The sequence below is a fragment of the Halapricum salinum genome, assembly GCF_004799665.1.
Classification (GTDB): domain Archaea; phylum Halobacteriota; class Halobacteria; order Halobacteriales; family Haloarculaceae; genus Halapricum; species Halapricum salinum.
Genome location: NZ_CP031310.1, coordinates 2,132,724 through 2,158,855, shown reverse-complemented (window position 1 = coordinate 2,158,855; position 26,132 = coordinate 2,132,724). Strand labels below are relative to the sequence as shown.

The window sequence follows — 26,132 nt, the reverse complement described above, 5'->3', positions numbered from 1 at the left end:
AATAGTTAGTCAGCCACGATGGCAACGTCGATTACTGTCCCCGAGCAGTGGAACATAGAGACCGCAGTCGGCCGATACGACGACACGGATTTTCAGTTCACGTACGCAACAGAAGCGAGTCAGTCTCTGGACGTGACGTTGCGAGGTGCGGCGTCCGATTCGGGGTCCGTGACGTACACGCTGTCAGTGAGCAGTGGTCGATCCGAAGACCAGATCGTGGTTCAGACGGCCGACGAAGACACCGCAATGGACGCAACGGAATTTCTACTGTGCAGGTTGACTCAGGCGATACAACAGGGGACACTCTCTAAGGTACCAAGTGAAACCGAGCTCGAGCCGGTCGTCGACCGTACTGCGCGCCGATTCGATTACTCACTTATTGGCCGGTTCTTCTCCGTCTTTCGACTCCCATCTTGCTGAGGAAAGATTCCCTGAATGAGCGGTCAGGAAATCGCCACGGTTATATAAACTGAACGTTTAGTCAGCTACAGAGGTTAGTAAGTATGCGACTACAAACAGGGACGGAGGTCGGACAGTGGGACTGATAGAAGACGCCTTCGAGCAGGTGACGAAACACAGCAAGATCGCCATCGCCGTGATGCTGGTACTGACGCTGGCAGTCGGTGCCGGGGCGACGCAGGTGTCACAGTCGTCTTCGCTCGATCAGTTCCAGAGCGAGACGACCGAGTCAGAGAAGCTCAGCTACATCGAGGGCAACTTCTCGACCGGACAGGAGAACACGACGACGGTCCAGGTGATCGTCAGAGACGAGAACGTCCTCGACAAGGAGTCGTTGACGGAGATGCTGGAGATGCAGGCGGAGCTCCGTGCGAACGAGTCGGTAAACGGGACACTCGCCGGACAGAACGCCATCGTCGGCATCCCGAACATCGTCGCGACTGCGGGGATCCAGGGTGAGATCGCCCGCGAACTGGAGCCGACTGCGGCCGAGTTCGAGCGATTGAACGCCACCGTCACAAGTGAGCGTTCGGCCATCCAACAGCAGACGGCCAGGCTCGAGCAGCGTGCAGCGACGCTGAACGAGACTGCCGACCGACTCGAACGTGCCTTGCAGACGATACAACAGCAATCTAGCGTGGACGCCCGCACGCAGTTCGAGCAGGTCTCGGCGAACACGAGTGTCGAACTGGACGCCGAGGACTTTGCGACGTTCAATCAGTCGGTCCAGCGGCTCCGGGCCGCGACGAACCAGTCCCAGGTCGAGGCGGCTTTCAGACTCGGGACGCGCGGTGTCCTCCAGAGTGAGTATCAGCAGCTCCAGCGTGATCGAGCAACACTCGAAGACCGTGGCAATGAACTGGAGTCGAAGGCCAACCGTCTCCAGTCGCTCGGTGCGGAGCTCCAGCGGTTGCAATCGCGCCTGGAAAACGCAAGCTCGGCCTCGCTAGCTGCCCAGCGTGAGCAGTTGGACTCGATGAACGAGTCTCAGATCGACGCCACCATCACGCAGGTTCTGAGCCAGAACGGTGGCGGCGGCCAGGCGTTCGCGTTCATGCCGACCGATTACGACCCGGGCAGCACCGACGCCAGCGCCACGATGTGGATCGTCACCCAGACGACCGAGGGTGAGCTGGCGACGGGTGCTGCCAGCGATCGCTTGGTGAATTCTCAGCTCGCCATGGAGACGGTGGTCTCGGCGGCGGCTGAGGAGAACGACGATGCCCTGGTCTTCGGGACTGGCAAGATCTCCGACGAGATCAACCGTTCGATGGCCGACTCACTGGCGATCGTCGGACCGCTCGCGTTGCTGTTCGTCGTCCTCGCGCTCGTGGTCGCCTACCGAGATCTGCTGGATATCTTGCTGGGAATCGTCGGAATCGGTGCGGTCCTCGTCATGACGTTCGGGTTCATGGGCTGGGCCGAGATTCCGTTCAACCAGATGTTCGTCGCCGTGCCCGTCCTGTTGATCGGGCTCAGTATCGACTACGCGATCCACACCTTCATGCGCCACCGCGAGGAGCGACACAACGAGTACACCGCCAGTGACGTCCGCGGTGCCATGCGCGTAGGACTAGCTGGCGTCGGCGTCGCCCTGATCTGGGTGACAGCGACGACCGCCATCGGCTTCCTCTCGAACCTGACGAGCCCAGTCCCGCCGATCCAGGACTTCGGGATCGTCAGTGCCGTCGGTATCCTCGCGGCCCTGGCCGTGTTCGGCGTCCTGATTCCGGCACTGAAAGTCGAGATCGACGAGTTCCTCGAAGGTCGAGGGATCGACCGCAAGAAGACCGCCTTCGGGACCGGGGGCGGCCGCTTCAGCTCGTTGCTGAGCGCGGGTTCGACCGCTGCTCGGAAAGCGCCGTACGTCGTCATCCTCGGGGCAGTCTTGATCAGCGCGGTCGGTGCCGTCGGCGGTTCGCAGGTCGATACCAGCTTCAATCAGGAGGACTTCCTCGCCGAAGACCCGCCGGACTGGACGAAGAATCTACCCGAGCCGTTCAAGCCCGGGGACTACTCCGCGAAGGAAAACCTCGAGTACGTCAACGAGAACTTCCTGCGCCAGGACTCCCAGGCACAGGTCCTGATCGAAGGGCCAGTCGCCACTACCGAGGGGATGACCGAGTTACAGGCGGCCCGGACAGCCGCCGGGAACGATTCGGTCGCACCGAACGTGCAGGTCCTCTCTGACGGCAACCCCGACATCCGGAGCCCGCTGTCGGTCATGGAGTCAGTCGCAGCCGAAAACGAGTCGTTCAACGCCACCTTCCAACAGGCGGATACGAACGGCGACGGCGTACCTGACCAGAACGTCGAAGCGGTCTACGACTCGCTGTTCGCCACCGCTCCTGGTGAGGCAGCCGGCGTGATCCACCGCACTGAGAGTGGTTCCTACGAGGCCGTCCGGATGGTCATCTCCGTCGAGGGTGGCGCCTCTGGCAGTGCGGTGACGTCCCAGATGCGGGACATCGCGGGGACGGTCGACGGTGAGACGTTCACCGCGACAGCCACCGGGCAGACGATTCTGTTCAAGATCATCCAGGACCAGTTGCTCGACACGGTGATCGAGAGTCTGCTCATCACGCTCGTCGCCGTGTTCGCCTTCCTGATGTTTACCTACCGCATCACCGAGGGGAGCGCGTCACTGGGGGCGTTCACGCTCATGCCGGTCGTGTTGAGCGTGACCTGGATCCTGGGGACGATGTTCTTGCTGGGGATTCCGTTCAACATCCTCACGGGGATGATCACGAGTCTCACTGTGGGACTCGGCGTCGCCTACAGTATCCACCTCTCCGAGCGGTACAATCAGGAACTCGAACGGGCCGACACTATGTGGGAGGCCATGGAGACGGCGGTCACCGGGACCGGTGGCGCACTGCTGGGCAGTGCCGCGACGACCGTCGGCGGCTTCGGCGTGCTTGCATTCGCGATCTTGCCGCCGCTCCAGCAGTTCGGCATCATCACCGGCATGACGATCATCTACGCGTTCCTCGCGAGCGTACTCGTTCTGCCGAGTCTGCTCGTCGTCTGGACGCGGTTCTTCGGACCCGATCACGCTAGTGTCGAGGATACCCCAGCCGCGACTGCCGCCGCGGCGGAGGATTGAGATGAGCGAGGAGATCCCGACCGACGCGTTCGAGTATCTCGGGTTGACCACCTACGAGACGCGCGTCTTCGTCGCGTTGCAGCGACTCCAGACCGGGACAGCGAGTGAGATCGCAGCGGTTTCGGATGTCCCTCGCTCGCAAGTCTACGAGACCGCTGCCAGCCTCGCCGAGCAGGGCCTCGTCGAAGAGCAACAGTCCGAGCCACGCCGATACCATTCCGTCGATCTCTCGGAAGCACGCGCCCGGTTTCAGGCACGATACGAGGATGCGGAAGCGAAAGCCTTCGAATTTCTCGAAGCCGTCCGGTCGACTCGCGTCGACGACGCCGAATCCTCGGCTGACGTCTGGACGATTCGCGGGCGTGAGAACGTCGAGCACCGGATCCAGGCACTGATCGACGAGGCAGACGATTCGGTCGTCTACGGCGTCCGAGCGCCCGACCGACTTACCGAGTCCACTGCCGTGGCCCTCGAAGAGAAGGCGACAGAAGGGCCGACTGTCACTGGACTGAGCGCGAATCCGACAGTCGTAGACCAGTTCGACGCACTGACGAACGTCCGCACGTTCCTCGTCGATAGCGACGAGACGACCGAGAGATACAGTGGCCGGGTCCTGATCGTCGATCAAGAAGCCGTGCTGCTCAGCATTCTCGGGTACGACGATGCGGAGTGTTCTACTAGCTCTGAAGCGGCCATCTGGAGCCGCGAATCCGGGTTTGCAACGGTGTTGATACAGTTGCTCGACAGCTGGTTCGACGAGACTGTCTCCCTCTGATATCTTCGCTGTAGCGATTTACCGGTTCGATCGCACACCGAAAGCCCCGTTTCGTTCGTCTTTCGAACACTGACATTCGATTGCTGAAGAGGGGGCCGTCTGTTTCTGTCCCGGAAACACGGCCTCCGGATACACCTTTCAGGGGACCGACGTTCTACTCACGATGTCGACAGCAGAACTCGACACGATCGAAGGTATCGAACTCACGGACGACCACTACACCGTGGTCCAGTCGCTGATCCGCAACAAGTACCGCGCCGAGGATTCGGCGGGCAACGTCGTCCTGCGCGGCAAGCAGAAGATGCTCAAGATGAAAGAGGAGTTTCCGTTCGTCGACAGCGATGGCGAGGAAGTCTTCACCGTCAAAGCGGGCGGGATCGTCGACGTCGCCGGTGACTACGTCCTCAGCGACGCCCAGACCGGCGAGGAGATCGTCATCCTCGACAACGACTACTCGATCCTCCAGGACACCTGGAAGCTCCGCCACCCCCGGACGGAAGCGAAGATCGCCGAGATCAACTCCCGCGGTGCAGCCACGACCCTCGCGCGAAACCTCATTCCGATCGTCGGCGGTCTGATCCCCCACAAGTACGAGATCACCGATCTCGACGGCGACCACGTCGGGAACATCTCGGGCCAGCTCTCGCTGAAAGACCGCTACGACATCGCCGTCGACGACACCAGCGACGTCCCGAAAGAGCCGATCGTCGCCGCCGCGATGGTCATCGACGCCATCCAGGGGAACTGATCACAGGACGAGGATCTCGAAGAGCACGCCACAGAGGAACAGCGCCACCACGAACGCGAAGCCGGTTCGCTTGACGCGCGTCCCGTAGGGATCGAGACCGTCGTTCGTGAACAGGATGGAGACGAGGCGCGTGGGCCGCGTGAACGGGCTCGGCGGTCTCGGTTCCGGGATTCGTGCCCGGAGGCGTCGATACTCGGTGTACGACCAGATTCCATAGAGGAAGATCGAGGCGATCAACACGACGATCGCGAGAAACGCCGTCCCGAGCAGGAAGCCGATCGGATCAGTCAGCCCGACCTGCGTCGGCTCCTCGCGAGCGCCCGTCTCCGTGGCGAACAGCAACACTGCGACGCCGATTAGCGAGAGCGGAACGACAATAACGGCCAGCTTGATCAGTCGCTTGCTGGTGTCGTTGACCGTGTCACGGTCGATCCCGAACAGCGTCTGATACCGTCTCGGCTCGCGGTCGTCGACCGGCTGCAGTTCCGTCCCCTGTCCGGGTTTTCGCGCGCCGACCGCGTCGAGCGTGAGCACCAGCACTAGAAGTGCGCCGCCCGCGAGCATCTTGAGCGGGCCCTGCGTCGTCTGGCGTTTCAGGAATCCCTCCCCGGGAGTGGCGGGCTCGACGTACGCCGTCGCCGTGGCGTTTTCCTCGTACGGTTCGAGCGCAGATTCGGCTTCCGATCTCGTATCGAACGTCGCGTCGAGAGTCCCCGGATACAGGTCGTCGCTCGTGTAGGTCGTACCCTGATACGCGTAGGTGAACGTCACCGATGCGCTGTAGTAGTGGCTTCGGCGCCCGTCCGTCTCGGAGATAGACATCTCCTCGATCGTCGCCTCGACGGGCTCGGCGTCGTCGATCGCAGACGTTTGTTGTACGTAGTCGTACCCGCCATAGGCGGTCACTGCCAGCCCGACCAGCAGCAAGACAGCCCGTACTCGGGATATCTCGACCGGGATCCCGCTGATTTCCCCGTTCATTCTGTCTCACCCTGTTCGTCCGTGTCGGGCCCAAGCAGAGACGACGCGATCGAAGCGTTCACGCGCGCGACGGCGTTCTGGACGTGCAAGGCCACGAGCACGAGCACGAGTCCCACGGGCACGGCAACCGCGCGCTGGATCGGCGTCCCGACGCTGTCGGCGACTCGCCACCCCGCCACCTGAACGTTGAACACGCCCTCGGGAGACAGCGGTAGCACGGCGAGTTCGATCCCCGTCCCGAGAACGGACACGAGGAGGACGAACGCGAGGATACCGAGCCAGAACTTCACCAGTACGAACCCCAGTCCCCGCCACGTTGATGACGCCCCGAGATACGCTTTCACGGCTGCGACGATCCCCTCGCCCTCCCGTTCGAGATCGTCCGGATCGGCGATCGCCGTCCCGAGCAGCCTGTTGGCGAGTCGACGCTCGAAGGCGGCGACGTATCGCAGTCCGACCACAGTCGCCAGCAGGATTCCCAGTCCGACGAGCAGTATCGACAGCCCGAGTCCCAGGGTGAATCCCAGTACCAGAACCGTGTAGTAGAACAGCCCGAGCGGGAACGCAACCACGAGATACAGCAGGTTCCGATACGTCTGTGCGTCCGTGACCACGCCGAAGACATCCACGAGAGTGGAGCGGGTGGTCGCGCCAGCAGCATTCTGTTCCGTCATCTCTCGATGAGTGTATCGTCTCGCCGGACAAAACCACGCTCGCAGTGTTTCCGGCCGAGAAACACTGCTGGACTACTCCGAGTCGTCCCTCGTCGTCTACTCCACAGTCACGCTCTTGGCCAGGTTCCGTAGGTCTGCGGTGGCTGCTCCAGAATCTCGAAGATTTCCGTCGCACGATACTCCTTGTTCCGGTCGTTACCCGTGACTTCTTCCAGAACATCCGCCTCGACCAGGGCGTCGATCGCACGGTAGGCTGTCGAACGCTCGACATCGAGTCTGTCTGCAACTGATCTGGTGGTCACATAGGGCTGCTCGAAGAGCGTGCATGCGAGCCGGTTTTTGGCATACTGGACACCGCCGTACTCCTCCTCGTACCGACGTCGCAACGAATCGAGCGCCAGCGTCCGATCGACCGATTCGCGGGCTTGCTGGGCGACACCGGTAAGGAAGAACGACACCCACGCGTTCCAGTCACCGCGAGCGCGAACAGCTTCCAGGCGATCGACGTACGTGGCTTTGTTCCGATTGAAGTACTCGCTGAGATAGAGATTGGGCCGTTCCAGAAAGTCGTTGTCGTACAATTGGAGCGTGAGCAGTAGACGGCCGAGACGCCCATTGCCGTCACCGTACGGATGGATCGTCTCGAACTGGTAGTGAAACAGCGCGATATCTACGAGCGCGTGATACCGGCCGCCAGTCCGATAATACGTCATCAGCGCGTCCATCAGCCCATCGACCTCACCCGGTACCGGCGGGAGGAAATCCCCGAGGTGATTCGGGACCGTCTTGTACGCACCGATCGTCTCGGTTTCGACACGCTCGTCCGGCACGTTCGTGAGAAGCGCTTCGTGGAGCGTGTGAAGAAGCGAAACGGACAGTTCGCCACCACTGTCGAGCGTCGCGATCCCGTCCTCGATAGCCCGCTCGTAGTTGAGGACTTCCTGCGTGTCTTTGGTCCCAGACACGCCCGTCTCGGAGCCAGGTTGGCCATCGTCACTTGCACCGAGTCTGCGTGTTTCGAGGCTATAGAGGGCATTGTAATCGACGTCCGCGCCCTCGATCTGGGCCGATTCCATCGCCTCTTTTCGGAGGAGTGACGTGTACAGAACCGGTGGGAAGTCGAGTTCGAGACTGATCCCGCTGAGTTTCCCGAGCCAGAACGTGGCGTCTGCCAGTAGATGAGACAGGTCTGTCTCCAGCTCGATATCACCCGACGGCGGGAGTGGATCCGGTCGATAATACGACTCCCGCCCGTAGGAGACGAGTTCACCAGGCGCGCTCTCTTCGATCTCACCGTCCCTCATGCACGTACTGATGGCTATAGCCCCTGTTCGGATGTATTTGTTGGATCTGAATGCAAACAAAGGCTACTGAAAGTGGCTACTGTTGTTACCATCCCAGTGTACGCATCGACAGCGTCATCGGAGTGATCTCTCTGCAGCACTGTCGCTCGGAGAAGAAAGTGTATCTGAAACAGCAAACGGCGATCGACACGCAGGAATGGTAGTCATTCCACGGTCACGCTCTTCGCCAGGTTCCGCGGCTTGTCGATCGATCGCCCCAGTTCTGCCGCGGTGTGATAGGAGACCAACTGCAACTGGACGTTCGCCAGCACGGCCGCCGTCCGCGGATGGGTTTCGGGCACGCGCAGGACGTGGTCGGCGTACCGTTCCACGTCGCTCTGACCGTCTGTGACGGCGATCACGGGTGCATCGCGGGCCTCGACTTCTTTGACGTTGCCGATGGTCTTGCGCGCTTGCTCTCCGTCGCCAGTCACGACCGCGAACACGGGCGTTTGATCGGTCACCAGCGCCAGCGGACCGTGTTTCAATTCGCCGGCAGCGAAGCCCTCGGCGTGTTTGTACGTGATCTCTTTCATCTTCAGCGCCCCCTCCAGCGCGACGGGGAAGTTGAGTCCCCGGCCGATGAAGAAGTACGCGTCCGACTCCAGATAGGTCTCGGCGACCGCGCGCGCACCGGACTCGTCCAGCACTTCCTGGACCTGCCCGGGCAAGTCCCGTAGCGCGCCGATCAGCTCGCGGGTGTCGTCGCCGCCGGCCATCCCGAGCGCCAGCAGGTTCAACGCGGCCAGCTGGGAGGCGAAGGTCTTGGTCGCGGCCACGCCGATCTCCGGGCCGGCCCGGATGTAGAAGACGTGATCGCACTCGCGAGCGACCGTCGACCCGACGACGTTGGTCACGCCGAGTGTCCGCGCCCCGCGACGGTCGGCTTCCCGCAGCGCCGAGAGCGTATCTGCAGTCTCGCCGCTCTGGGTGACGCCGATCACCAGCGCGTCGCCGATCGGCGGCGGCGAGGAGGCGTACTCACTCGCCAGGAAGGCCTGGGCCGGGATCCCGGCCTGCTGGAACAGCTCTGCGCCGTAGAGCGCCGCGTGATAGGACGTCCCACAGGCGACGAACTGCACGCCGCGTGGATTGAGATCCGCGAGGTCGTCGATATCGACGGTGCCGGCGAGTTCGTCGACGCGCTCGGAGAGACACTGTCGGAGCGAGCGGGGTTGCTCGTGGATCTCCTTGAGCATGTAGTGGTCGTAGCCGCTTTTTCCTGTTTCCTCGGGGTCCCAGTCGACGGTGTCGACCGGTTTCTCGACTGGCTCGCCATCCAGCGTCGTGACGGTCCAGCCGCCGGCATCGAGCGCGGCGAACTCACCGTCGTTCATGTAGACCACGCGGTCGGTGTGATCCCGGAAGGCAGGGACGTCACTCGCGAGGTAGTACGCGTCGTCGCTGATTCCGAGCACCAGCGGCGAGTCGTTACGTGCGGCGAAGATCCGTTCGACGCCCGCGATCACGACGGCGACGGCGTAACTCCCCTCCAGACGACTGAGCGCGGCCCGGACGGCGGCTTCGGGGTCGGCACCGCCGCGGAGTTCGTCCTCGACGAGGTGGGGGACGACCTCGGTGTCGGTGTCGCTGCGGAAGGTGTGGCCCGCCGAGGCGAGTTCGTCACGCAACTCCTGGTAGTTCTCGATGATCCCGTTGTGGACGACGGCGACGTCGCCCGAGCAGTCCTGGTGGGGGTGGGCGTTGGCGTCGGTCGGCGGCCCGTGGGTCGACCAGCGAGTGTGGCCGATCCCGACGCTCCCGGCGACGCTACGGCCTTCCAGGGCCGTGCGGAGTTCGTCGAGTTCGCCGGCTTTCTTGCAGACATCGATGGAGTCACTGGCGAGTGCGACTCCCGCCGAGTCGTACCCGCGATATTCGAGCTTCGAGAGGCCGTGGACGAGCACGTCCAGCGTGTCCGAACCGCGGCCGACCGCGCCGATGATTCCGCACATCAGCGACGCACCTCCGTGTTCTCCCGGATCTGGCCGTCGATCGTCACGCCGGTGTGAAGGTGCGCGCTCGGCCCGACGAGCGAGCCGGGTGCGAAGCTGACGTTACCGTCTGCCCGGACGCGATCAGCCACGACAGCGCCGAGGCGTTCGTCCTCGAAGATCTCGTTGCCGACCCGGACGTCGGCCGGCCCACCTGAAACCACGGTGCTGGGACCGAACCGGACGTGCTGGCCCGTCACTGTCTCCAGCAACGTCGAGCCGGGGTCGACGCGCGTGTCGACGTCCAGGACCGTGTTGATCACGGTCGAGTTCGCGCCGACCGTGACGTTTCGGCCGAGCGCCGTCTGCGGGCCGACGACCGCGCCGGGGCCGACCTCACAGTCCGGGCCGACGACGACGGGCGCTTGTAGCGTGGCGTCCTCGTGGACGATGGCCGTCTCGTCGATCCAGATTCCCTCCTCGACTTCGGGTTCGTCCGTCAGGTCGTGGGCCAGCACCTCGCGAGCCACAGTGAGGAGGTCCCACGGATAGGTCGCGTCGACCCAGAGGCCGCCCGTCTCGACGCCGCGAACCCGCCTGGTTTCGAGTTCGCGTGACAGCGTATCCGTCAGCGCGAGTTCGCCCTCCTGTCGGGGGGTGTCGTCGATCGCCGCGAAGATGTCGGTGTCGAAGGCGTAGATCCCGGCGTTGATCAGCCGATACTCGTCGGTCGTCGGCTTCTCGATGATGTCCTCGACGAACCCGTCCCGGAGGACGACCGCGCCGTACTGCCGGGCGTCAGGTCCCGCGAGAACGGAGAGGGTTGGCTCGCCGTCGCCCTCGTCGTAGGTGTCACAGACGTCCTCGACGAGACTGCTCTCGATGAGGCAGTCGCCGTTGACCACGAGCATCGGCTCGTCGACGTGCTCGCGGGCCTGCAGGAGGGCGTGACCCGTTCCTAACTGCTTTTCCTGGCGAGCGTAGGTGATCGGGACGTCCCGATAGGTCGGGCCGAAGTGGTTCTGGACGCGGTCGTGCTTGTAGCCGACGACCATCACGATCTCCTCGGTCCCGGCCTCGATCAGCGCGTCGAGGACGTATTCGAGGATCGGCCGGTTCGCCGCGGGCAACATCGGTTTGGGACGGTTGCGCGTCAGCGGGCGCAACCGCATCCCTTCGCCGGCGGCGAGGACGACAGCAGTGTAGACCATGGGCGAATGGAGGGCCAGCGGTGAGGAAAGTCTTCTGGAGGCTGGCGAGTGTTGCGAGCCGTGCAGTCGTCGACGAGACTACCGATCGCCGATCGTCTCGCCGGCGGCCTGTCGACCCTGCGGCGTGAGCGCGACCTCGGTGCGTTCGCGCTCGACCTCGATGACGTCGTACTCGACGAGTTCGTCGAAGATCGCCTCGACTTTCTCGACGTCCATCCCGACGAACTCGGGGAGGTCGAACGGCGAGACACCGGAGTGGAGGGCCATGATGACCTGTTTTTCCGTCCCGCTGAGATCGAGGTTCGCACGGTGGCGCTCGACGCCTTCCTCCAGAAGCGCCCCCAAAACTGCGGTGTGGTGGGACTCGCCCGTGACGTGAGTCTCGACGCTGCGTCCCTCCGCGTCGGTGTGTTCGACCTCGTAGACGGTCCGCTCTTCGCCCTTGATCGTGCGCTCGTCGGTGCCAACGTCGCCGATGTCGTTCCGGTCGATCGTCACCTTCTGGCCGTCGGCCATCGCGAGGTTGATCGCTTCTGCCGAAATCTTGACCTTGGCTTTGGTCCACTCGACGCTCTGGACGACCCCGCCCTCGACGGCCGGGTGCTGGACGAACAGAATACCGTTGTTCAGCGAGGCCTTGTACAGCGCCGTCTCGAACTCGTCCTGCTCGGGCACCGAGACCAGATAGACCGTCTCGTCGGTCCGAACGGCAGTGTAGCTGCCCTCGCCAGCGGCGGCCTGGTTGACGTCGAAACGATCGTTGACCTGTTCGAGGGCGTCGATCGCCACCGTGTGCTTCTCGTCGGCGATCATCACGACCCGCTGGGTGGTCAGGACCACCCGACAGGCGTTCCAGCTGGCGTCGCGGATCTCCCGGCCGTCTTTCTGGGCCAGGAGATACTGCCCGCGATCGTCGTAGAGTTTGGTTTCGCCCTCGCTCATGTGTAGCGGTCGACCGCGGCGCGGCCGACCAGTTCGACACGAAATTGGACGCACACCCGATTAGGGCTTTCGGGTACGTGACGGATACCCGAGGTGATGGACTGTCGGACACAGCTGTTTCCAAAGTCGGCAGATAACGCACATGTAACCCGGTTTCGCCCCCATCAGCAGACACTTACACCCCCTCCCGACGAGGATTACAATAGGTAACCCAGTTTCAAAGGGTTACGTACAACTGGAGACTCCAACAATGGCAGAACTCACGATACTCAACGGACTCGCAGGTGGATTGGTCGCGACGATCGTCATGACGATATTCATGCTGACACTGGGCGACGACTCGCCGCCGCCGACGGCGCTGTTCTGGTCGCAGTATATCGGTGGCGAGGGGCCTGAGGCGTACATGATGCAGGGGATGGTCTTGCACATGCTGTACGGCATCGGCGCGGGCGTCGTGTTGGTGCTCGCGCTCCCGGCGATCGGCGTCAGCGTTAGTTCGATGGCGGTCGCGGCCGGCGTCGGGCTCGCCTACGGGTTCGTCCTGTTCGTCGGCGCGGCGATCTTCTGGATGAAGATCGTCCTCGATATCGACGCGGAACCGCCGATGGTCGCGATGTTCCTGTTCTTTCACCTCGTCTACGGCGGCGTCCTGGGCGTCTGGCTCCAGCTCGGGCTACTATAATCGTCGCGGAATTCGTTCAGCAATCGACCAGCGAACAGTCGTAGACGAACGTCTCCTGCAGCGAGTCGATCTCGTCGAGTAGCGTCGATATCTCCGGTCGATCCCCGGGGGAGTCCCCTTCGTAGGTGAAGACGATCTCGGCCTCGTCGGCCCGCGTATCGAGGACGACGCTCTCGGGGAGCCGCCCGATCAGGTCGTGAAGTTCGCCGAGTTTTCCGTACTGGGTCGGCTGGTCGTACTTCTCGGCGACGTTCTTCTCGGGGTCTGCCAGCAACGGGAACGGCAGGTCGAACTGTTCTTGCCACTGTTGTGCTCGGTCGACCGGCTCGGGCAACACCGGCAACACGACCGCGTTCAGCTCGGCGAACTCCCGCGCGTGCTCGGCCAGGGTCTGCACCTGGTTCTTGCACTTCGGGCAGTGATAGTCACGGAGCAAGAGCAGCACCGCGAAATCCACCTGCTCGACGACGCGACCCAGTGACAGTGGGTCCGGCCCGTTCCCCGCGTTCGGTAGTTCGAACTCCGGTGCGATATCCCCGCGCTCGAGTTGGTGACTCGACATACGTCATCGAATGTCCGACCATCATATCAGAATTCCGTAACGTTATGGTAACTCGGGAAGCAACGGCTCACGGGATTACGTGCTGGTCACCGTCGAAAGACCGTGTGAGTCACTCACCGCGTTTCGAGCGCGAGACGCCGAGGTGACTCTTGCAGTTCTTGCAGAGGAAGAGGTCTCGATTCCCGTAGAGCGTGAACGAGCCATCCTCTTGGGCTTCGATCTCGTGAACCTCGTGGTCGGCTTCGAGTTGGTCCATCGAGTCGACTTCCGCGCCGCACTCCGGGCAGGTCAGTGAATCTCCCATACATCACGTACGCGCTCATCTCAGATAAGGGTATGTCGGTTGTGTGCAATACACAAGTGAAATCGAGTCGATCACGCGACGACGAACTCGGTCACGAGAACGACGAGGCCGACGAGGCCGAAGACGACGCCCAGTCCGGTCTCCATGAGTTCGCTCGGGACGTACTTGCCGACGCGGGTCCCGACGGTCCCGCCGACGACGACGCCGGGGATCGACCACGCGACGACGTACCAGACCGGGGTCGCGGTCAGGGCGTGCACGAGCGCGCCGGCCGTCGCCGCGATGGCGAGGACGAACACGCTCGTCGCGACGGCGACCCGGGGCGGGATCCGACAGCGGACGATCAGCTGGGTCGTCACGATCTCGGGGAGGCCGGCGCTGATCAGTCCCGTCACGAAGCCGCCGATCGTCGAGAGGGTCACGCCGGGCGCTCGCCAGCAGGTGTCGTAGGTGAAGACCTCACCGTCGGCGGCCTCGATCGTCGTCGTCCCCCGGCCGGTGTTCTTTTCGCGGAGATAGTCGCCCTCGCACTCGCCGGGCTCGCAGTTCTCGGGCGACTCGTAGTAGACGAGAAACGCCCCCAGCACGACGAGTCCGACGCCGAAGATCCCTTTCAGGATCGTCGTCGGAACGTAGTGGGCGGCAAGCGCACCGACGACGACCGCCGGGACGGCGCCCAGCAGCAGCCACTTCGCAGTCTGAAAGTCGACGACGCGCTGTTTGACGTACGAGCGCAGGCCGTTGCCCATCCCGAACACCTCCGTCAGGAGGCCGGCACCGATCGCCTGCGAGGGCGTGAGCCCGACGACTAGCATGAAAAAGGGGCTGAAGAACAGCGCCCCGGAGACGCCCGATGCCAGTGCGATCCCGGAAAAGACGATCGACGCGGGGAACACCCACCAGTGTTCGAGGAACTGCCCCGTGAACGAGGGTCCGAAGAGTCCGTCGAGCTGTCCGACGATGGCGGCTGTCAGCGGCGATCCGACGCGCTCGCCGGCGGCGGAGACGCCACCGGTCGCCGGCTCGACGAGCACGACGACCCCGACGATCCCGAGCAGGAAGCCGATAGCGCTCCGTCTCATTCGAACAGTTCGGCGATAGTCTCCTCGTCGGGCGTCCAGCCGACGAACTTCCCGCCCTCGAAGGGTATCTCGACCGAGGCGACGTAGTTACACAGCCCGACGTAGAAGTCGACGAGCAGGCCGACTGCGACGATTTCGGCGGGCGAGTAAGCCCGTGCGAGCGCGTCGTGGATCTGGTCGGTGACCTCGCCGGTCGCGACCGCCTCGGCGTACTGCAACAGGACGAACTCCGCGTCGGCAAAGCCAGAGAAGTCCCGGCCGCCGATCGCGCGAATCTCGTCGGTCTCGACCCCCTTGCCCCGCGCGATGTCGACGTGCTGGTGCCACTCGTAGCGCGCGCTGCGGGCCCTGGCGACGGTGAGAATGACCAGTTCCTTCGTCCGCGGGGTCAACTGGTCGTACAGCGTCTCGAGATATTCGAGGGTCGCTTCGAGCACTTCGGGGTTGTGCGCCCACACCCGGAAGATGTGTCGGTCGCCGAGGTAGTCGTCGGTGAAGAGATAGTGGTACTGTTCGGGGATTTCGTCTCTCGAAAGTAACTCCAGGCGCGTCATACCCGAACATCGGATCGGCAGCCATTAACCGTAGCTCACGGTCCGGTAACCGCCTGCCTCGGGGGTTACCCGACTGTGAGGGGCAGTTAAGCGGGCAGCGGTCCATACGTCGAACGTGACTGCCAATGAGTGATTCCGAACTCGATCTCAGTGCGCCGGAACTGACGCCCGAGGACGTGCTCCGTATCGACGACCCGTACTTTACGACCGAGACCGTCGCGATCGTGACCGGCGCGGCTTCGGGAATCGGTCGTGCGACGGCCGTCGCCCTCGCGACGAACGGCCTCACCGTCGTCGGGGCCGATATCGACGAGGACGGCCTGACCGAGACGGGCGACATCGTCGAAGACCACGACGTCGAGGGCTGGTTCGTGGGCGTGCCGACGGACCTGACCGACGACGACGACGTCGAGACGGTCGTCGAGGCCGCGGCGGAGGAAGGCCAGTTGCGGTTCGTCGCGAACATCGCCGGGATGCAACACATCGCCTCGATCCCCGACTTCCCGATGGAGAAATACGATCTGCTGACCGACATCATGCTCCGGTCGCCGTTCAAGATGGCTCAGGCCGCGATGCCACACATCCGTGAGACCGAGGACAGCGAGGCGTCGGACGACGCCTCGGGCAACCGGACGCAGTCCGGTGACGGCGTCGGCGCCATCGCCAACATGTCCTCGGTCCACGGCCACTACGCCACGAAGGACAAGCCGGCCTACATCACCGCCAAGCACGGGCTGACCGGGCTCACCCGGTCGATCGCCGCCGAGGGCGAGGGCACGTTGCGGAGTTTCACCGTCAGTGTGGGGTACGTCCTGACCCCGCTGATGGTCGACCAGATCGAGGACACCGCCGACGAGCGCGGCATCTCGAAACGGGAGGTCATCGAGGACGTGATGCTCGGCCAGGCCCGCACGAAGGAGATGATGACGCCCGTCGAGGTGGCCAACCTCTTCGTCTTCGGGTTCTCCAGCCACGCGAAACACCTCAACGGCGGTGATCTGCTGTTCGACGGGGGTTACACGCACACGTATGAGTGACACGCAAGCCGACGGCGCGACTGCGGACATCGACGATCCGACGCGCGTCGCGATCGCCTGTCAGGGCGGGGGCAGTCACACCGCCTTCACCTGCGGCGTGCTCCGGGAGCTACTCGAGTCGTGGGACGACGACTACGAGCTCGTCGGGATCTCCGGTACCTCCGGCGGCGCGTTCAACGCACTGGCGGTGTGGTACGGGCTGGTCACCGACGGTCCCGAGACGGCCCGCGAGGTCGTCGGGAGCCTCTGGGACGACCTCGCCGTCTCCGGCGTGCAGGACCGCTGGGTCAACTCGATGGTGACGAGCCTCTCGCGCATGGAGAGCGCCGGGTTCCCGCTGCCGGTCGTCAGTCCCTACCAGATCCCCGGCCCGGAAGCGGGCAAGCAGCGCATCCGTGAGGTGCTCGAAGCCCACATCGACTTCGAGACGATCCCGGACCTCTGTGGCACCGACGCGCCGGAGCTCGTCGTCGGCACGGTCGACATCAACGCCGGCGTCTTCGAGACGTTCACCAACGAAGACGTGACCGTCGACGCAGTGCTGGCTTCGGCGGCCGTTCCCAACCTCTTCGAGGCCGTCGAGATTCACGGCCATCTGCACTGGGACGGCCTGTTCTCCCAGAACCCGCCGGTGAGCGACCTCATGCACCAGCCGCCCGAGCGCAAGCCCGAGGAGCTGTGGATCATCCAGATCAACCCCCAGGAGTTCGAGGGCGAGCCGACCACCTCCGAGGTCATCGCCGACCGCCGGAACGAACTCTCGGGCAATATCTCGCTCAACCAAGAGTTGGGATTCATCGAGCAGGTCAACGACTGGGTCGAGGACGGGACGTTGCCAGGGGACGAGTTTCAGCGGACGGAGATCCAACGAATCAACATGGGCAAGCGGTTCCACTGCTCGACGAAAGTGGATCGCGACCCTGAGTTTCTGGACGAACTCCGTAATCTCGGGGCTGAGCGTGCGAGGGCGTTTCTCGACGACCGGGACGGAAGCTGAACGTCGAAGTCCGTTCTCCGGGTTACGGAGAATCAAGGAGAAAGCCCCGTGCTTTAGCGCGGGGAAGAATCCGATACCCCACGACACAAACCACCGTTGACAGCACGGCCCGATATTCCAACAAATACTTACCACAGCCTACCTAATTACAATTGTAATGGTCACGGTGACTGTCACCGCGAAGTTCCACAACCCATCCCTCTCACGGCGCAAAGAGTGGCAACACGCCACCCGACTCTACCGTGATACCAAGCAGTTCTGTATCGACGGATGGGAGAACGGCGACTTCGACAAGTCCGTGACCACGGCCAGTATTGACAACGACCTCTACTCGGCTATTCAGAACCAAGCCATCCGAGAGGCCAAATCTGACCACAGCAAGGATGGAGCGGTTCGCTACCGAGAGAGTCAACCGTTCGCCGTCAACAACCAGAACTGGGAACTCGACACGACCAAGAACAGCACGGTCGTCGTTGGTTTCCCATGCGTCTCCCAATGGTGGTACACTCCGATAGAGGTGTACGACGACATTGCCGACCCCGTAGACCGACTGGTTGATGGAGACGCCGACAAGACTCGCCTACAGGTCTACCGTCGCGGAGACGACTGGTACTGTACGTTCAACATCGAGTACGACACCGACACGTCGGGTGAGACACCCATCGGTGTCGATATTGGCGAACGGCATATCCTCGCCGTGACCGCCTACGGCGAAGACGAGTCAATGCTGGTGTCAGGTGGTGAGGCGAAGTACGTTCGGCGCAAATATCGTTCCCTACGCGATTCGCTCTCGGAAGCGGGTGCGCTTCGCGCACGTAACCGTGTGGGTGACAAAGAACAGCGTCGAATCACGGACTTGAACCACAAACTCTCCCGTCGCCTCATCACGTTCGCCGAACAGTTCGAGAACCCCGTCATTCGGATGGAAGACCTCGAAGGTATTCGTGAGAACAGCTCGTGGTCGGGGATCCACTCGTGGCATTTCCACCAACTCCAACAGTTCATCACATACAAAGCCGAACGCGCTGGTATCCGCGTCGAGAAAGTTGATGCGTACCATACCAGCCAGCGGTGTTCGGCGTGTGGTTCGATGGGAACCCGTGATGGCGACCACTTTTCGTGTTCGGAGTGTGACCGGGGACGCCACGCTGACCTGAACGCTTCGGAGAATATCGCACAACGGGAGGGAGAACCATGCACGGCGTAGCAGTCCGGCTGACGCGAACCGTGCTACCTCACTGGCTGAACAACCAGTCGTCTTTGACGCCTGCTGTATGCAGGGGGGAAGGCCCCATTGACAGGGCTACACGCGCTGGAAAGCACACCGTTGGTCACAACTCGGTGGCGACCTTCGACGTTCCACGCGAAAGCGTACTAGAGAACCGAGGAAACGCGCAACCTGAATATCCCCATCGGGGAATCCTCGTCCTTTAGGGCGGGGAGGATGTCAATGTGTAACAAAAAGTGAAGTGAGTCCCGTTGATACACCCTATTATGGGCGAGAACAACCGGGGCGAGCGCGGGTACTTTCAGCCCGAGCATACCGATCGGGAGTATATTTCCCGGTATGTCTCACCGGACGATAGGTTCTGGGACGCAGAAACCTACGAGGGTGAGAAGATGAGTGCCAGAGATATCGACGACGCTCTCTACTCGTAGGTGTGAAAGTCCACGGCCTGTTCGAGCAGGGCGTCCGGAATCCCCGGCACTTCCTCCGAGCGAACCGATCCGAAGTCGTCGATCTCTTCCGGTTTCCGCGGGAAGTCGCGCAACTGGAAGTGGACGGAGATGGCCGCCCAGACGGCAGGCCAGTGGAGCGAGAATCAGCGTTGCCCGACCAGCTCGTCAAGTTCGTTTGCCTGGTTGATCGCGTCGATGACCTTGCTGGCGAGACCGTCGACGTCGTCGGCGAAGGCCTGGGTCGTATCGGCGACTTCGTCGACGCTGGCTGAGGTCTCGACGGCGCTCGTGGCGATATCGTCCAGGTCGCTGACGGTCTCGGTGATCGAACCCGCGGCCGCCTCGGTCTTCTCGTCGACGGCCTCGATCTCGGCGATGGTGTCCTCGGCGTCGGCCCGCACTTCGTCGACGATGGCTTCGATCTCCGTGGCCTGTTGCTGGGCCTCCTCGGCCAGCGTCTTGACCTCGTCGGCGACGACGGCGAAGCCGTCGCCCTCCGCGCCGACGCGGGCCGCCTCGATGGAGGCGTTCAGCGCCAGCATGTTGGTCTGGTCGGCGATCTCGTCGAGCATCGCCGTGATCTCGTCGATCTCGCCGACCGCGTCCTGGAGTTGCTCCAGTCGGTCGTGGGCCTCCGTCGCCGCTCGCCGGGCCTCGCCGACGTCTTCGTGGGCCTCGTGGGCCGACTGCTGAGCCGTCTCGGCACGCTCGACGGTCTCGGTACTCGACTGGTTGGCCTCCGCGGCGTTGCGCGACAGCGTCTCGATGACGTCGCTGGACTCGCTGAGTTCGGTCCCGATCACCGAGAGCAACTGGGCGTGATTGCGAGTGAGACTATCGAGGCGATCCGATTCGATTCCAGTGGTTCCGGTCTCTTCAGACATTGTCGGTGTATTTGGGGGGACTGCCGCAGGACCAACTGTGTGCTATGCGTACACAAACGACAGAGATATTTAATCGTTGATGGCCAATTATCAGAGGTAATGTCCGACGAAGACGTCCACGCCTGTGACTGTGGTGCCACGTTCGAGACACTCGATCAACTGAAAGAGCATGCCAAAGAGAACCACCCCGACGCCTACGAGGAGAACTTCGGCGACTGACGCGCTCATCGTCCGTTTTCCGCGTGCCACTCCATTCGTTTTCGATCATCATTACTGGATGTCTACGTCGTCGAAGGCGTACTCGACGACCTTGTTGAGCGTCGGATGGGCGTGGATCGTGTCGGTGATGTCCGAGACGTACCCTGATCCGGAGCGCATCGCGACGACGACCTCGTGGAGCATCGTCGAGGCCTCGTAGCCGAGCATGTGACAGCCCAGGATCTCGCCGTCGGAGGCCGCCAGCACCTTCACGAAGCCGTGCTCGAGTTTCTTCGCCCGGCCCATCGGCGTCCCCGGGAGGTCCTCGCGCCCGACGACGTACTCGCGGCCCTCCGCTTTCAGTTCGGCCTCGGTCTTCCCGACGCCGGCCATCTGTGGCTCGGTGAAGATGGCGTGGGGCATCGCCGTAAAGTCGGCCTCGCTGGCGTTCCCGTGGACGACGTTGTCGATCGTGACCCCCGTCTCGTAGTCCCCGGAGTGTTTGAACATCGCGTTGTCGGCGATGTCGCCCTGGGCCCAGACGCTCTCCGCGGAGGTCTCCAGACGGTCGTTCGTGACGATGAAGCCGTTGTCGTCGGTCTCGATGCCCGCTGCCTCCACGTCGAGCGTGTCCGTGTTGGGCCGACGGCCAAGCGCGACCAGCAGGTCATCGCCATGTGCCGCAACGGTATCGCCAGCCTCGGTCTCGGCGTGGACGGTGACGCCGCCGCCGTCTGCCTCGACCCGCGTGGCGCGGTGGCCCGTGTACACCTCGTGGCGCTCCGCGGCGATCTCGGTGAACGCCTCGGCGATGTCAGGGTCCTCGCGGGGCACGAGCGTGTCCATCATCTCGACGATCGTCACGTCCGTCCCGAGCGACTCGAAGAAGTAGCCCAGTTCGACGGCGATGTAGCCCCCGCCCAGGATGACCAGTGATTCGGGCTGGTCGCGACGATACAGCGCCTCCTGGCTGGTCATGTACTCGACCTCGTCCAGCCCCTCGATGGGCGGGACCAGGGGCCGCGAGCCGGCGGCGACGACGACCTTCTCGGCGCTCACTTTCTCGCCACCGACCTCGACGGTGCGGTCGTCGACGAAGACCGCCTCGTCCTTGTACAGCGTGAGGTGGTCCTTCTCGCGGTAGCGTTCTTCCATCCCCTCGGCGATGGGCGAGAGCGTCTCGTCCATGTCGTCGATGATCGCTTCGTAATCGACGTGGCCGAGAGCCGATTCCATGAAGAACGTCCCGGCGTCCCGGACGTGGTTGGCAGCGGTCGCCGCCTGGATGAGCATCTTCGAGGGGTTACAACCCCGGTTGAGACACGTGCCCCCGAGCGGCCCCTTCTCGATCAGCGCGGTATCGAGTCCAGCGTCGGCCGCGGCCGCCGCGACGTTGTTGCCGGTACCGCCGCCGACCACGAGGACGTCGTAGTGGGTCATCCGTCTCGGTCCTCCAGCCCGTGCTCGCTGCCCCAGTTGACCAGTTCCGAAACCACGCCATCCAAGGCCTGGCCGCGTTCAGTCAGTGAGTACTCGACGCGAACGGGCTGATCGTTGACGATCTCGCGATCGACGATTCCCCCGTCTTCCAGATTGGTGAGGCTCTCCGAGAGCATCTTCGAGGAGACCCCCTCGACCTCGCTCTTCAACCCGCTGAACCCGAGGGTGCCGTGCTCCAGCAACTGGTAGACGATCCGAAGGTGCCACTTCCGGCCCAGCACGTCCTGGACGCTGTCGAAGACCTCAGAGGGGTCGACGAACAGCGGCGTCTCGGTCTCAGTAGTCGATCGCTGCCAGGAAACCGCGCTCGAGTCTGAACTCATATGCTGATTCAACAGAGACTCGAATGGATAGTTAAGGCCCCTCTGGACGGGAGTACGCTCCCGCATCACCGCCAGATATAAGTTCACTCGGTCGGGCGGCCGTCCTGAAAGCGCTCCCAGAACACTTCGTTCAGTCCGTCCTCGGTGTTCGCGTCTCGGTAGTCCGCTTTGGTGAGATTGGCCTCCTCGATGAGCGAGGCGGCTTCGCCCGCCCACGCGTAGAATCCCACGAGCGTTTCCTCGCGCATCTCCTCGAGGTCGATCGAGTGATAGACGTTGACGAAGCCGCCGGACTCGCGATTGAGCTGTGACTTTTCCAGCAGGCCGAACTCGACGAGTTCGTTGAGGTAGGTCCGGACGGTGCTCGTATCGTAATCGAGCCGGTCGGCCAGTTCGCTGGGTGAGAGCGGACCGTCACCGATGACACACAGACAGATGTCCAGACCCGGCTTGGGCAGGCCGAAGGCGTCGAGCAACACCTGCCGGATGTCGGGCGGTCTGACGTCGAGTCCCGTCTCGGTGACTCGTTCCATCGGTTCGTCGTGGCATGTCATCCCGCCGTCGCAGTCCTGCATCGTGAGTACGACGTTGTTGCAGTCGATACAGCGATAGATAGCGTACTCACGATCGGTCAGATCGATCTGGCGGCGCTCGTCGTCACGGTCCGCCGGTTGTATCGAGCGACCGGCGGCGTCTGCGGCGTGGTCAGTCATGGTTTTGATGGGAGAGGACAGTCCGCTTCACGGCGTATCATACAGCGGGCAGGGACTTGAAACTTCGAGTCACTCCTCGACGACGTCCACGACGAGGACGTCCTCGAAGTCGACGTCCAGCGCGAGCAGTTCGTGGGCAGTGACCGTCGGCCGATATCCCCGTGCGGTCGCTTCGAGGAGGTCACACGCACAGAGCGCGTCGATCGGTTCATCCAGCGCCGCCTCGGAGGCGTCGATCGCCAGCGCGATCTCCCGCGCCGTCACCGCCTCGCCAGTCTCTCGGGTCCGCTCGACGATCGTGACGAGTACGCTGTGGGGTGACGGGGACATAGGAACACTCAGGAACGGTCACGCAGCATACGAACGAGTGCGAAACCAGCCCGTATACGCGTTGCTAACGCCGGAGAAACCGTGTTACTGTGAGCTTACCCGCCCCGGCCGAGGACGCGAACGTGGTCCGGCCGGGCCAGTGGAACCCCGGCCGACCATCGAGGCGGTACTGATTATGGGGCCCGGCCCGAACGCTAGCCCGTGACCCAGGACCCCGACCCGATGCTCTATCCGAACGAGTCCGACGCTGACGGTGGCCCCAGGGGGGTCTCCCGCAGGCTGTTGCTCGCAAGCGGTGCGACCGCCGGCGCTGCCGCGACCGCTGGTTGCACCGGTGCAGACGACGGCGATGACGACAACCGAGAACCAGACAGCGACGGCGCCACCGTCTTCGTGTTCAACACCGGTGACGGGACGGTCAGCCTGCTCGATCCGGGTAGCGACAGCGTGGTCGCGACCCAGTCGCTGGGGCTGTCCTCGTCGTTCCCCTCGAACCAGTACACCCCAGAGCTGACCGACGCGTCGACGGACTCCCTGTGGCTCAACGTCGGACGCGGCGTGCGCGCGCTCGAAGTCGGATCGCTCTCGGAGACGGCGTCGGTCGAGACGGGGTCGGGTGCCAACTGGCTCGAACAGACGCCCGACGGCCAGCACCTCCTCGTCAGCGCCCGCGAGCCCGCTCACACGCAGTTCCGACTCGACGCCGATCCCGACTCGGAGACGTTCGGCGAGATTACGGGCGAACTCGATCGCACCGCGGAGGGCGGCCGCGGGAGCAACGACGGTCCCGGCCCGTGTGACGTGACGATCCACCCCGAGGGTGCGTACGCCTACGTCCCCGACCTGTTCGGCGACACGCTGACGGTCCTGTCGATCGAACCCTTCGAGATCGTCACCCAGATCGACGTCGAGCCCGTCGGCGACGGCCCGGCAGCGCCGTGGATGGGCACCGCCGCGCCCGACGGCCAGACACTGTTAGTCGAACACAACGAGGGCGAGACGGGAACCGAGAGTGTCTGGGACCTTAGTGATCCAGCCGCGCCGACAGAGACGGCGCGGCTGACTGCAGCCGATAATCTCGGGAGCCGACCACTGACCAGCGAGATCGGGCCCGACTCCGAGATCGGCTACGTGTTCACGCCCGGCTCGAACGACGTGACCGTCGTCGACCTCGCCGAGGCGGCCGTGACCGACCGACTCGATCTGGGCGGATCGGCGTTCGTCGGAACCTGGAACCCCGCCCGGACCAAGCTCTACGTCCCGGTTCAGACGAGCGACGAGGTCGCGGTGATCGATCACGACCAGCGCCGGATCGTCGAGCGGATCGCCGTCGAGTCGAGTCCCTACGGCGCGACGGCGGCGCAGGTCCGCCCGGAGACGGATTCGGCGTCCTCGATCGAGGCCCGGATGGCCCGCGTCGGCCTGGAAGACGAACCAAGCGAGACGACCTACTGTCTCGGAAAGTGCGCCTGCGGGCACGAGTTGTGATCGCTCGTCCGAGTTAGAGGAACTCGGTGTTCTGTGGCCCGTTGGTTATGTGGACTTCGAAGGGCTGGGTGCTGAGGTCGTCCTGTTCGACGAGGTGCCAGTAGGTCTCGGCCATCTCGTCAGGGTCGAGGAAGGTGTCGGGATCGCGGTCGGGATACCGCTCTTTGACACCCGGCGTGTCGATCTGCCCGTCGATGACGACGTGGGCGACGTGGATCCCCTCGGGACCGAACTCCTGGGCGATGTCCATCGCCATCCCGCGGGCCGCGAACTTCGCGGCCGTGAAGCCGATGGCCCCGCCGAGACTTCGCACCGCGGAGGTCGCGCCGGTGAACAACACTGTGCCGCCACCGGTTTCGAGCATGTCCCCGACGGCCTCCTGCGAGCAGACGAACGCGCCGCGGCCGTTGACCGCCCACGCGTTCTCGAACGCCTCGACGGTCGTGTCCATGAGGCCCGTCCAGGAGGCGGCGCTGGCGTGATTGACGAGGACGTCGACCGGGCCGAATTCCGCACGGATTGCCTCGAAACCCTCGCGGATCTGCTCGACGTCGGCGAGATCCGTCTGGACGGCGAGTCCCTCTCCCGGGTCCGGGAGGTCGGACGCGAGGTCCTCGATGTACTCGCTCGACCGGGCGAACAGCGCGACCTGACAGCCCTCTGCCGCGAACTTTCGCGCGAGTGATTCGCCGAGTCCGGGGCCGACGCCAGCGATGACTGCTGTGCGTGTCATATCTGTGCGTTGTCGACCGCACGACAAAACCGTACTGACGGCCTACGCGATCCCGAGGCCGCCGAGCACGAGGCGGACGCCGATCGCGGTCAACAGCCCCAGGACGATCATCTTGCGGTAGCATTCGCCGACGGTCGAGCGGAGTCGCTTGCCGGCGGCGACGCCCGCGACGGCCGGCAGGACGGCGACGGCGGAGGCGAGCGCGATGGCGGTGCTCGGATAGAGGCCGAGCGCGCCGGCCGCGCCGATCCGGACGCCGTTGAGACCGAGAAAGACCATCGCGACGGCCCCGACGAACGTCCCATGGGAGAGGTCACAGCTACGGAGATACGCGATCAACTGGACGCCGACGTTCGTCCCGCCGAACAGCAGCCCCGAGACGCCGCCGACGCCGATCATCGCCGGCGTCGACTCGACGAAACAGCCCTCCTTCGCGCGGTCGAGACCCGGAACCGGAACGGTGTCCTGGGCACTGATCACGAACGCGAGCGAGATCACGCCGAGGCCGACTTTGAGCGGGGCCTGCGGGAGGCGGTCGAGGACGACCAGTCCGAGGAGCGTCCCGACCAGTGCGGCGAGCATCAGTGGCGCGAACCGGCGGCCGCAGGTCGTCAGTTCTGCGACCGAGAGGTCCCGGATCAACGAGAGATTGACGCCCAGAATCGGCGCGATCATGAAGACGACGGCCGTCGCGGGATCGATCGCCGTCGCCAGCGCCATCGTCCCGACGAGGGCGAAGCCGAAGCCGGCGAGGCCGTTGACCGCGCCCGCGACGACGATGACGACGGTCATAGCGACGAGCAGTCCGGGCGAGAGCCCCAGTAGCACACTTGCCAGTCAGTCGCACTGGGCTAAATACTACTGGGGGCTGTCGGCCGCCGCGCACGGTCGG

At 63.6% G+C, this 26,132-nt stretch carries 26 protein-coding genes and 1 pseudogene; 9 read left to right on the top strand and 18 right to left on the bottom strand.

Annotated features, from left to right (window positions below):
- The first annotated feature begins 535 nt into the window (after positions 1 to 535).
- The 3 genes from DV733_RS10785 (at position 536) to DV733_RS10775 (ending at position 5,088) form a co-directional block, all read left to right on the top strand.
- The gene (locus tag DV733_RS10785; RefSeq protein ID WP_049994690.1) at positions 536 to 3,565 is read left to right on the top strand and encodes an MMPL family transporter; all 3,030 of its coding nucleotides are present in this window, start codon (positions 536 to 538) and stop codon (positions 3,563 to 3,565) included.
- Position 3,566: 1 nt separating this feature from the next.
- Entirely contained in the window at positions 3,567 to 4,340 is a 774-nt protein-coding gene (locus DV733_RS10780) for a TrmB family transcriptional regulator (protein WP_049994691.1), read from the top strand.
- A 163-nt stretch (positions 4,341 to 4,503) separates the two neighbouring features.
- Entirely contained in the window at positions 4,504 to 5,088 is a 585-nt protein-coding gene (locus DV733_RS10775; protein ID WP_049994692.1) for an LURP-one-related/scramblase family protein, read from the top strand.
- On the opposite strand, the gene DV733_RS10770 is transcribed toward DV733_RS10775, so the two are convergent.
- From DV733_RS10770 to DV733_RS10745, 6 genes are all read right to left on the bottom strand, one after another.
- Positions 5,089 to 6,069, bottom strand: a complete 981-nt coding sequence (locus DV733_RS10770; protein ID WP_049994693.1) for a DUF3592 domain-containing protein — start codon at positions 6,067 to 6,069, stop codon at positions 5,089 to 5,091. It lies immediately after the preceding gene.
- A complete protein-coding gene (locus DV733_RS10765; RefSeq protein WP_049994694.1) occupies positions 6,066 to 6,743 on the bottom strand; it encodes a sensor domain-containing protein in 678 nt (225 codons plus the stop codon). Before DV733_RS10765 ends, DV733_RS10770 begins: the two co-directional genes overlap by 4 nt.
- A 107-nt stretch (positions 6,744 to 6,850) precedes the next feature.
- Positions 6,851 to 8,047: a Fic family protein gene (locus DV733_RS10760; protein WP_079979509.1), complete on the bottom strand. Its 1,197-nt coding sequence runs from the start codon at positions 8,045 to 8,047 to the stop codon at positions 6,851 to 6,853.
- A gap of 203 nt (positions 8,048 to 8,250) precedes the next feature.
- Complete coding sequence (glmS, locus tag DV733_RS10755) at positions 8,251 to 10,041, bottom strand: glutamine--fructose-6-phosphate transaminase (isomerizing) (protein WP_049994695.1); 1,791 nt, start codon at positions 10,039 to 10,041, stop codon at positions 8,251 to 8,253.
- The gene (glmU, locus tag DV733_RS10750) at positions 10,041 to 11,231 is read right to left on the bottom strand and encodes a bifunctional sugar-1-phosphate nucleotidylyltransferase/acetyltransferase (RefSeq protein WP_049994696.1); all 1,191 of its coding nucleotides are present in this window, start codon (positions 11,229 to 11,231) and stop codon (positions 10,041 to 10,043) included. Before glmU ends, glmS begins: the two co-directional genes overlap by 1 nt.
- A 78-nt stretch (positions 11,232 to 11,309) precedes the next feature.
- The gene (locus tag DV733_RS10745; RefSeq protein WP_049994697.1) at positions 11,310 to 12,173 is read right to left on the bottom strand and encodes a CheF family chemotaxis protein; all 864 of its coding nucleotides are present in this window, start codon (positions 12,171 to 12,173) and stop codon (positions 11,310 to 11,312) included.
- Between the two features lie 250 nt (positions 12,174 to 12,423).
- Between DV733_RS10745 and DV733_RS10740 the strand changes: the two genes are divergently transcribed.
- Positions 12,424 to 12,855 carry a hypothetical protein gene (locus tag DV733_RS10740; RefSeq protein ID WP_049994698.1) on the top strand — a complete coding sequence of 144 codons (432 nt, stop codon included), beginning with the start codon at positions 12,424 to 12,426 and terminating at the stop codon, positions 12,853 to 12,855.
- A gap of 16 nt (positions 12,856 to 12,871) precedes the next feature.
- Here the strand turns inward: DV733_RS10740 and DV733_RS10735 are convergent, their stop codons facing one another.
- From DV733_RS10735 to DV733_RS10720, 4 genes are all read right to left on the bottom strand, one after another.
- On the bottom strand, positions 12,872 to 13,417 hold the full coding sequence (locus DV733_RS10735) for a peroxiredoxin family protein (protein ID WP_049994699.1): 546 nt from the start codon (positions 13,415 to 13,417) through the stop codon (positions 12,872 to 12,874).
- 109 nt (positions 13,418 to 13,526) lie between these two features.
- Positions 13,527 to 13,721, bottom strand: coding sequence for a hypothetical protein (locus DV733_RS10730; RefSeq protein ID WP_049994700.1), 195 nt, complete (start codon positions 13,719 to 13,721; stop codon positions 13,527 to 13,529).
- Positions 13,722 to 13,792: 71 nt separating this feature from the next.
- Complete coding sequence (locus DV733_RS10725; protein ID WP_079979510.1) at positions 13,793 to 14,803, bottom strand: sulfite exporter TauE/SafE family protein; 1,011 nt, start codon at positions 14,801 to 14,803, stop codon at positions 13,793 to 13,795.
- Positions 14,800 to 15,357 carry a carboxymuconolactone decarboxylase family protein gene (locus tag DV733_RS10720; RefSeq protein ID WP_049994701.1) on the bottom strand — a complete coding sequence of 186 codons (558 nt, stop codon included), beginning with the start codon at positions 15,355 to 15,357 and terminating at the stop codon, positions 14,800 to 14,802. The genes DV733_RS10725 and DV733_RS10720 overlap by 4 nt, the downstream gene beginning before the upstream one ends.
- 125 nt (positions 15,358 to 15,482) lie before the next feature.
- Here DV733_RS10720 and DV733_RS10715 point away from each other — a divergent pair, with 125 nt between their 5' ends.
- From DV733_RS10715 to DV733_RS17345, 4 genes are all read left to right on the top strand, one after another.
- On the top strand, positions 15,483 to 16,394 hold the full coding sequence (locus DV733_RS10715) for an SDR family oxidoreductase (protein ID WP_049994702.1): 912 nt from the start codon (positions 15,483 to 15,485) through the stop codon (positions 16,392 to 16,394).
- Positions 16,387 to 17,391 carry a patatin-like phospholipase family protein gene (locus DV733_RS10710; protein ID WP_049994703.1) on the top strand — a complete coding sequence of 335 codons (1,005 nt, stop codon included), beginning with the start codon at positions 16,387 to 16,389 and terminating at the stop codon, positions 17,389 to 17,391. Before DV733_RS10715 ends, DV733_RS10710 begins: the two co-directional genes overlap by 8 nt.
- A gap of 157 nt (positions 17,392 to 17,548) precedes the next feature.
- Complete coding sequence (locus DV733_RS10705; protein ID WP_049994704.1) at positions 17,549 to 18,598, top strand: RNA-guided endonuclease TnpB family protein; 1,050 nt, start codon at positions 17,549 to 17,551, stop codon at positions 18,596 to 18,598.
- A gap of 287 nt (positions 18,599 to 18,885) precedes the next feature.
- The gene (locus DV733_RS17345; RefSeq protein WP_170178701.1) at positions 18,886 to 19,050 is read left to right on the top strand and encodes a hypothetical protein; all 165 of its coding nucleotides are present in this window, start codon (positions 18,886 to 18,888) and stop codon (positions 19,048 to 19,050) included.
- Here DV733_RS17345 and DV733_RS10700 read toward each other — a convergent pair.
- From DV733_RS10700 to DV733_RS10675, 6 genes and pseudogenes are all read right to left on the bottom strand, one after another.
- A pseudogene (locus DV733_RS10700) lies at positions 19,041 to 19,187 on the bottom strand (NAD(P)/FAD-dependent oxidoreductase); the annotation flags it as partial. The gene DV733_RS17345 and the pseudogene DV733_RS10700 sit on opposite strands and share 10 nt — an antisense overlap.
- A gap of 27 nt (positions 19,188 to 19,214) precedes the next feature.
- A complete protein-coding gene (locus tag DV733_RS10695; RefSeq protein WP_049994705.1) occupies positions 19,215 to 19,955 on the bottom strand; it encodes a methyl-accepting chemotaxis protein in 741 nt (246 codons plus the stop codon).
- Positions 19,956 to 20,225: 270 nt separating this feature from the next.
- Positions 20,226 to 21,593: a dihydrolipoyl dehydrogenase family protein gene (locus DV733_RS10690; RefSeq protein ID WP_049994706.1), complete on the bottom strand. Its 1,368-nt coding sequence runs from the start codon at positions 21,591 to 21,593 to the stop codon at positions 20,226 to 20,228.
- Positions 21,590 to 21,976 (bottom strand): winged helix-turn-helix transcriptional regulator, encoded by a 387-nt coding sequence (locus DV733_RS10685; protein ID WP_049994707.1) that lies wholly within the window; start codon positions 21,974 to 21,976, stop codon positions 21,590 to 21,592. The genes DV733_RS10690 and DV733_RS10685 overlap by 4 nt, the downstream gene beginning before the upstream one ends.
- 83 nt (positions 21,977 to 22,059) lie before the next feature.
- On the bottom strand, positions 22,060 to 22,689 hold the full coding sequence (locus DV733_RS10680) for a helix-turn-helix domain-containing protein (protein WP_049994708.1): 630 nt from the start codon (positions 22,687 to 22,689) through the stop codon (positions 22,060 to 22,062).
- Positions 22,690 to 22,758: 69 nt separating this feature from the next.
- Entirely contained in the window at positions 22,759 to 23,019 is a 261-nt protein-coding gene (locus DV733_RS10675) for a helix-turn-helix domain-containing protein (protein WP_049994709.1), read from the bottom strand.
- Between the two features lie 201 nt (positions 23,020 to 23,220).
- On the opposite strand from DV733_RS10675, the gene DV733_RS10670 reads away from it, so the two are divergent.
- A complete protein-coding gene (locus DV733_RS10670; RefSeq protein ID WP_202594302.1) occupies positions 23,221 to 24,507 on the top strand; it encodes a hypothetical protein in 1,287 nt (428 codons plus the stop codon).
- Between the two features lie 13 nt (positions 24,508 to 24,520).
- On the opposite strand, the gene DV733_RS10665 is transcribed toward DV733_RS10670, so the two are convergent.
- Positions 24,521 to 25,240 (bottom strand): SDR family NAD(P)-dependent oxidoreductase, encoded by a 720-nt coding sequence (locus DV733_RS10665; protein WP_049994710.1) that lies wholly within the window; start codon positions 25,238 to 25,240, stop codon positions 24,521 to 24,523.
- Positions 25,241 to 25,282: 42 nt separating this feature from the next.
- Positions 25,283 to 26,032 (bottom strand): sulfite exporter TauE/SafE family protein, encoded by a 750-nt coding sequence (locus DV733_RS10660; RefSeq protein WP_237560515.1) that lies wholly within the window; start codon positions 26,030 to 26,032, stop codon positions 25,283 to 25,285.
- Positions 26,033 to 26,132: the final 100 nt, after the last annotated feature.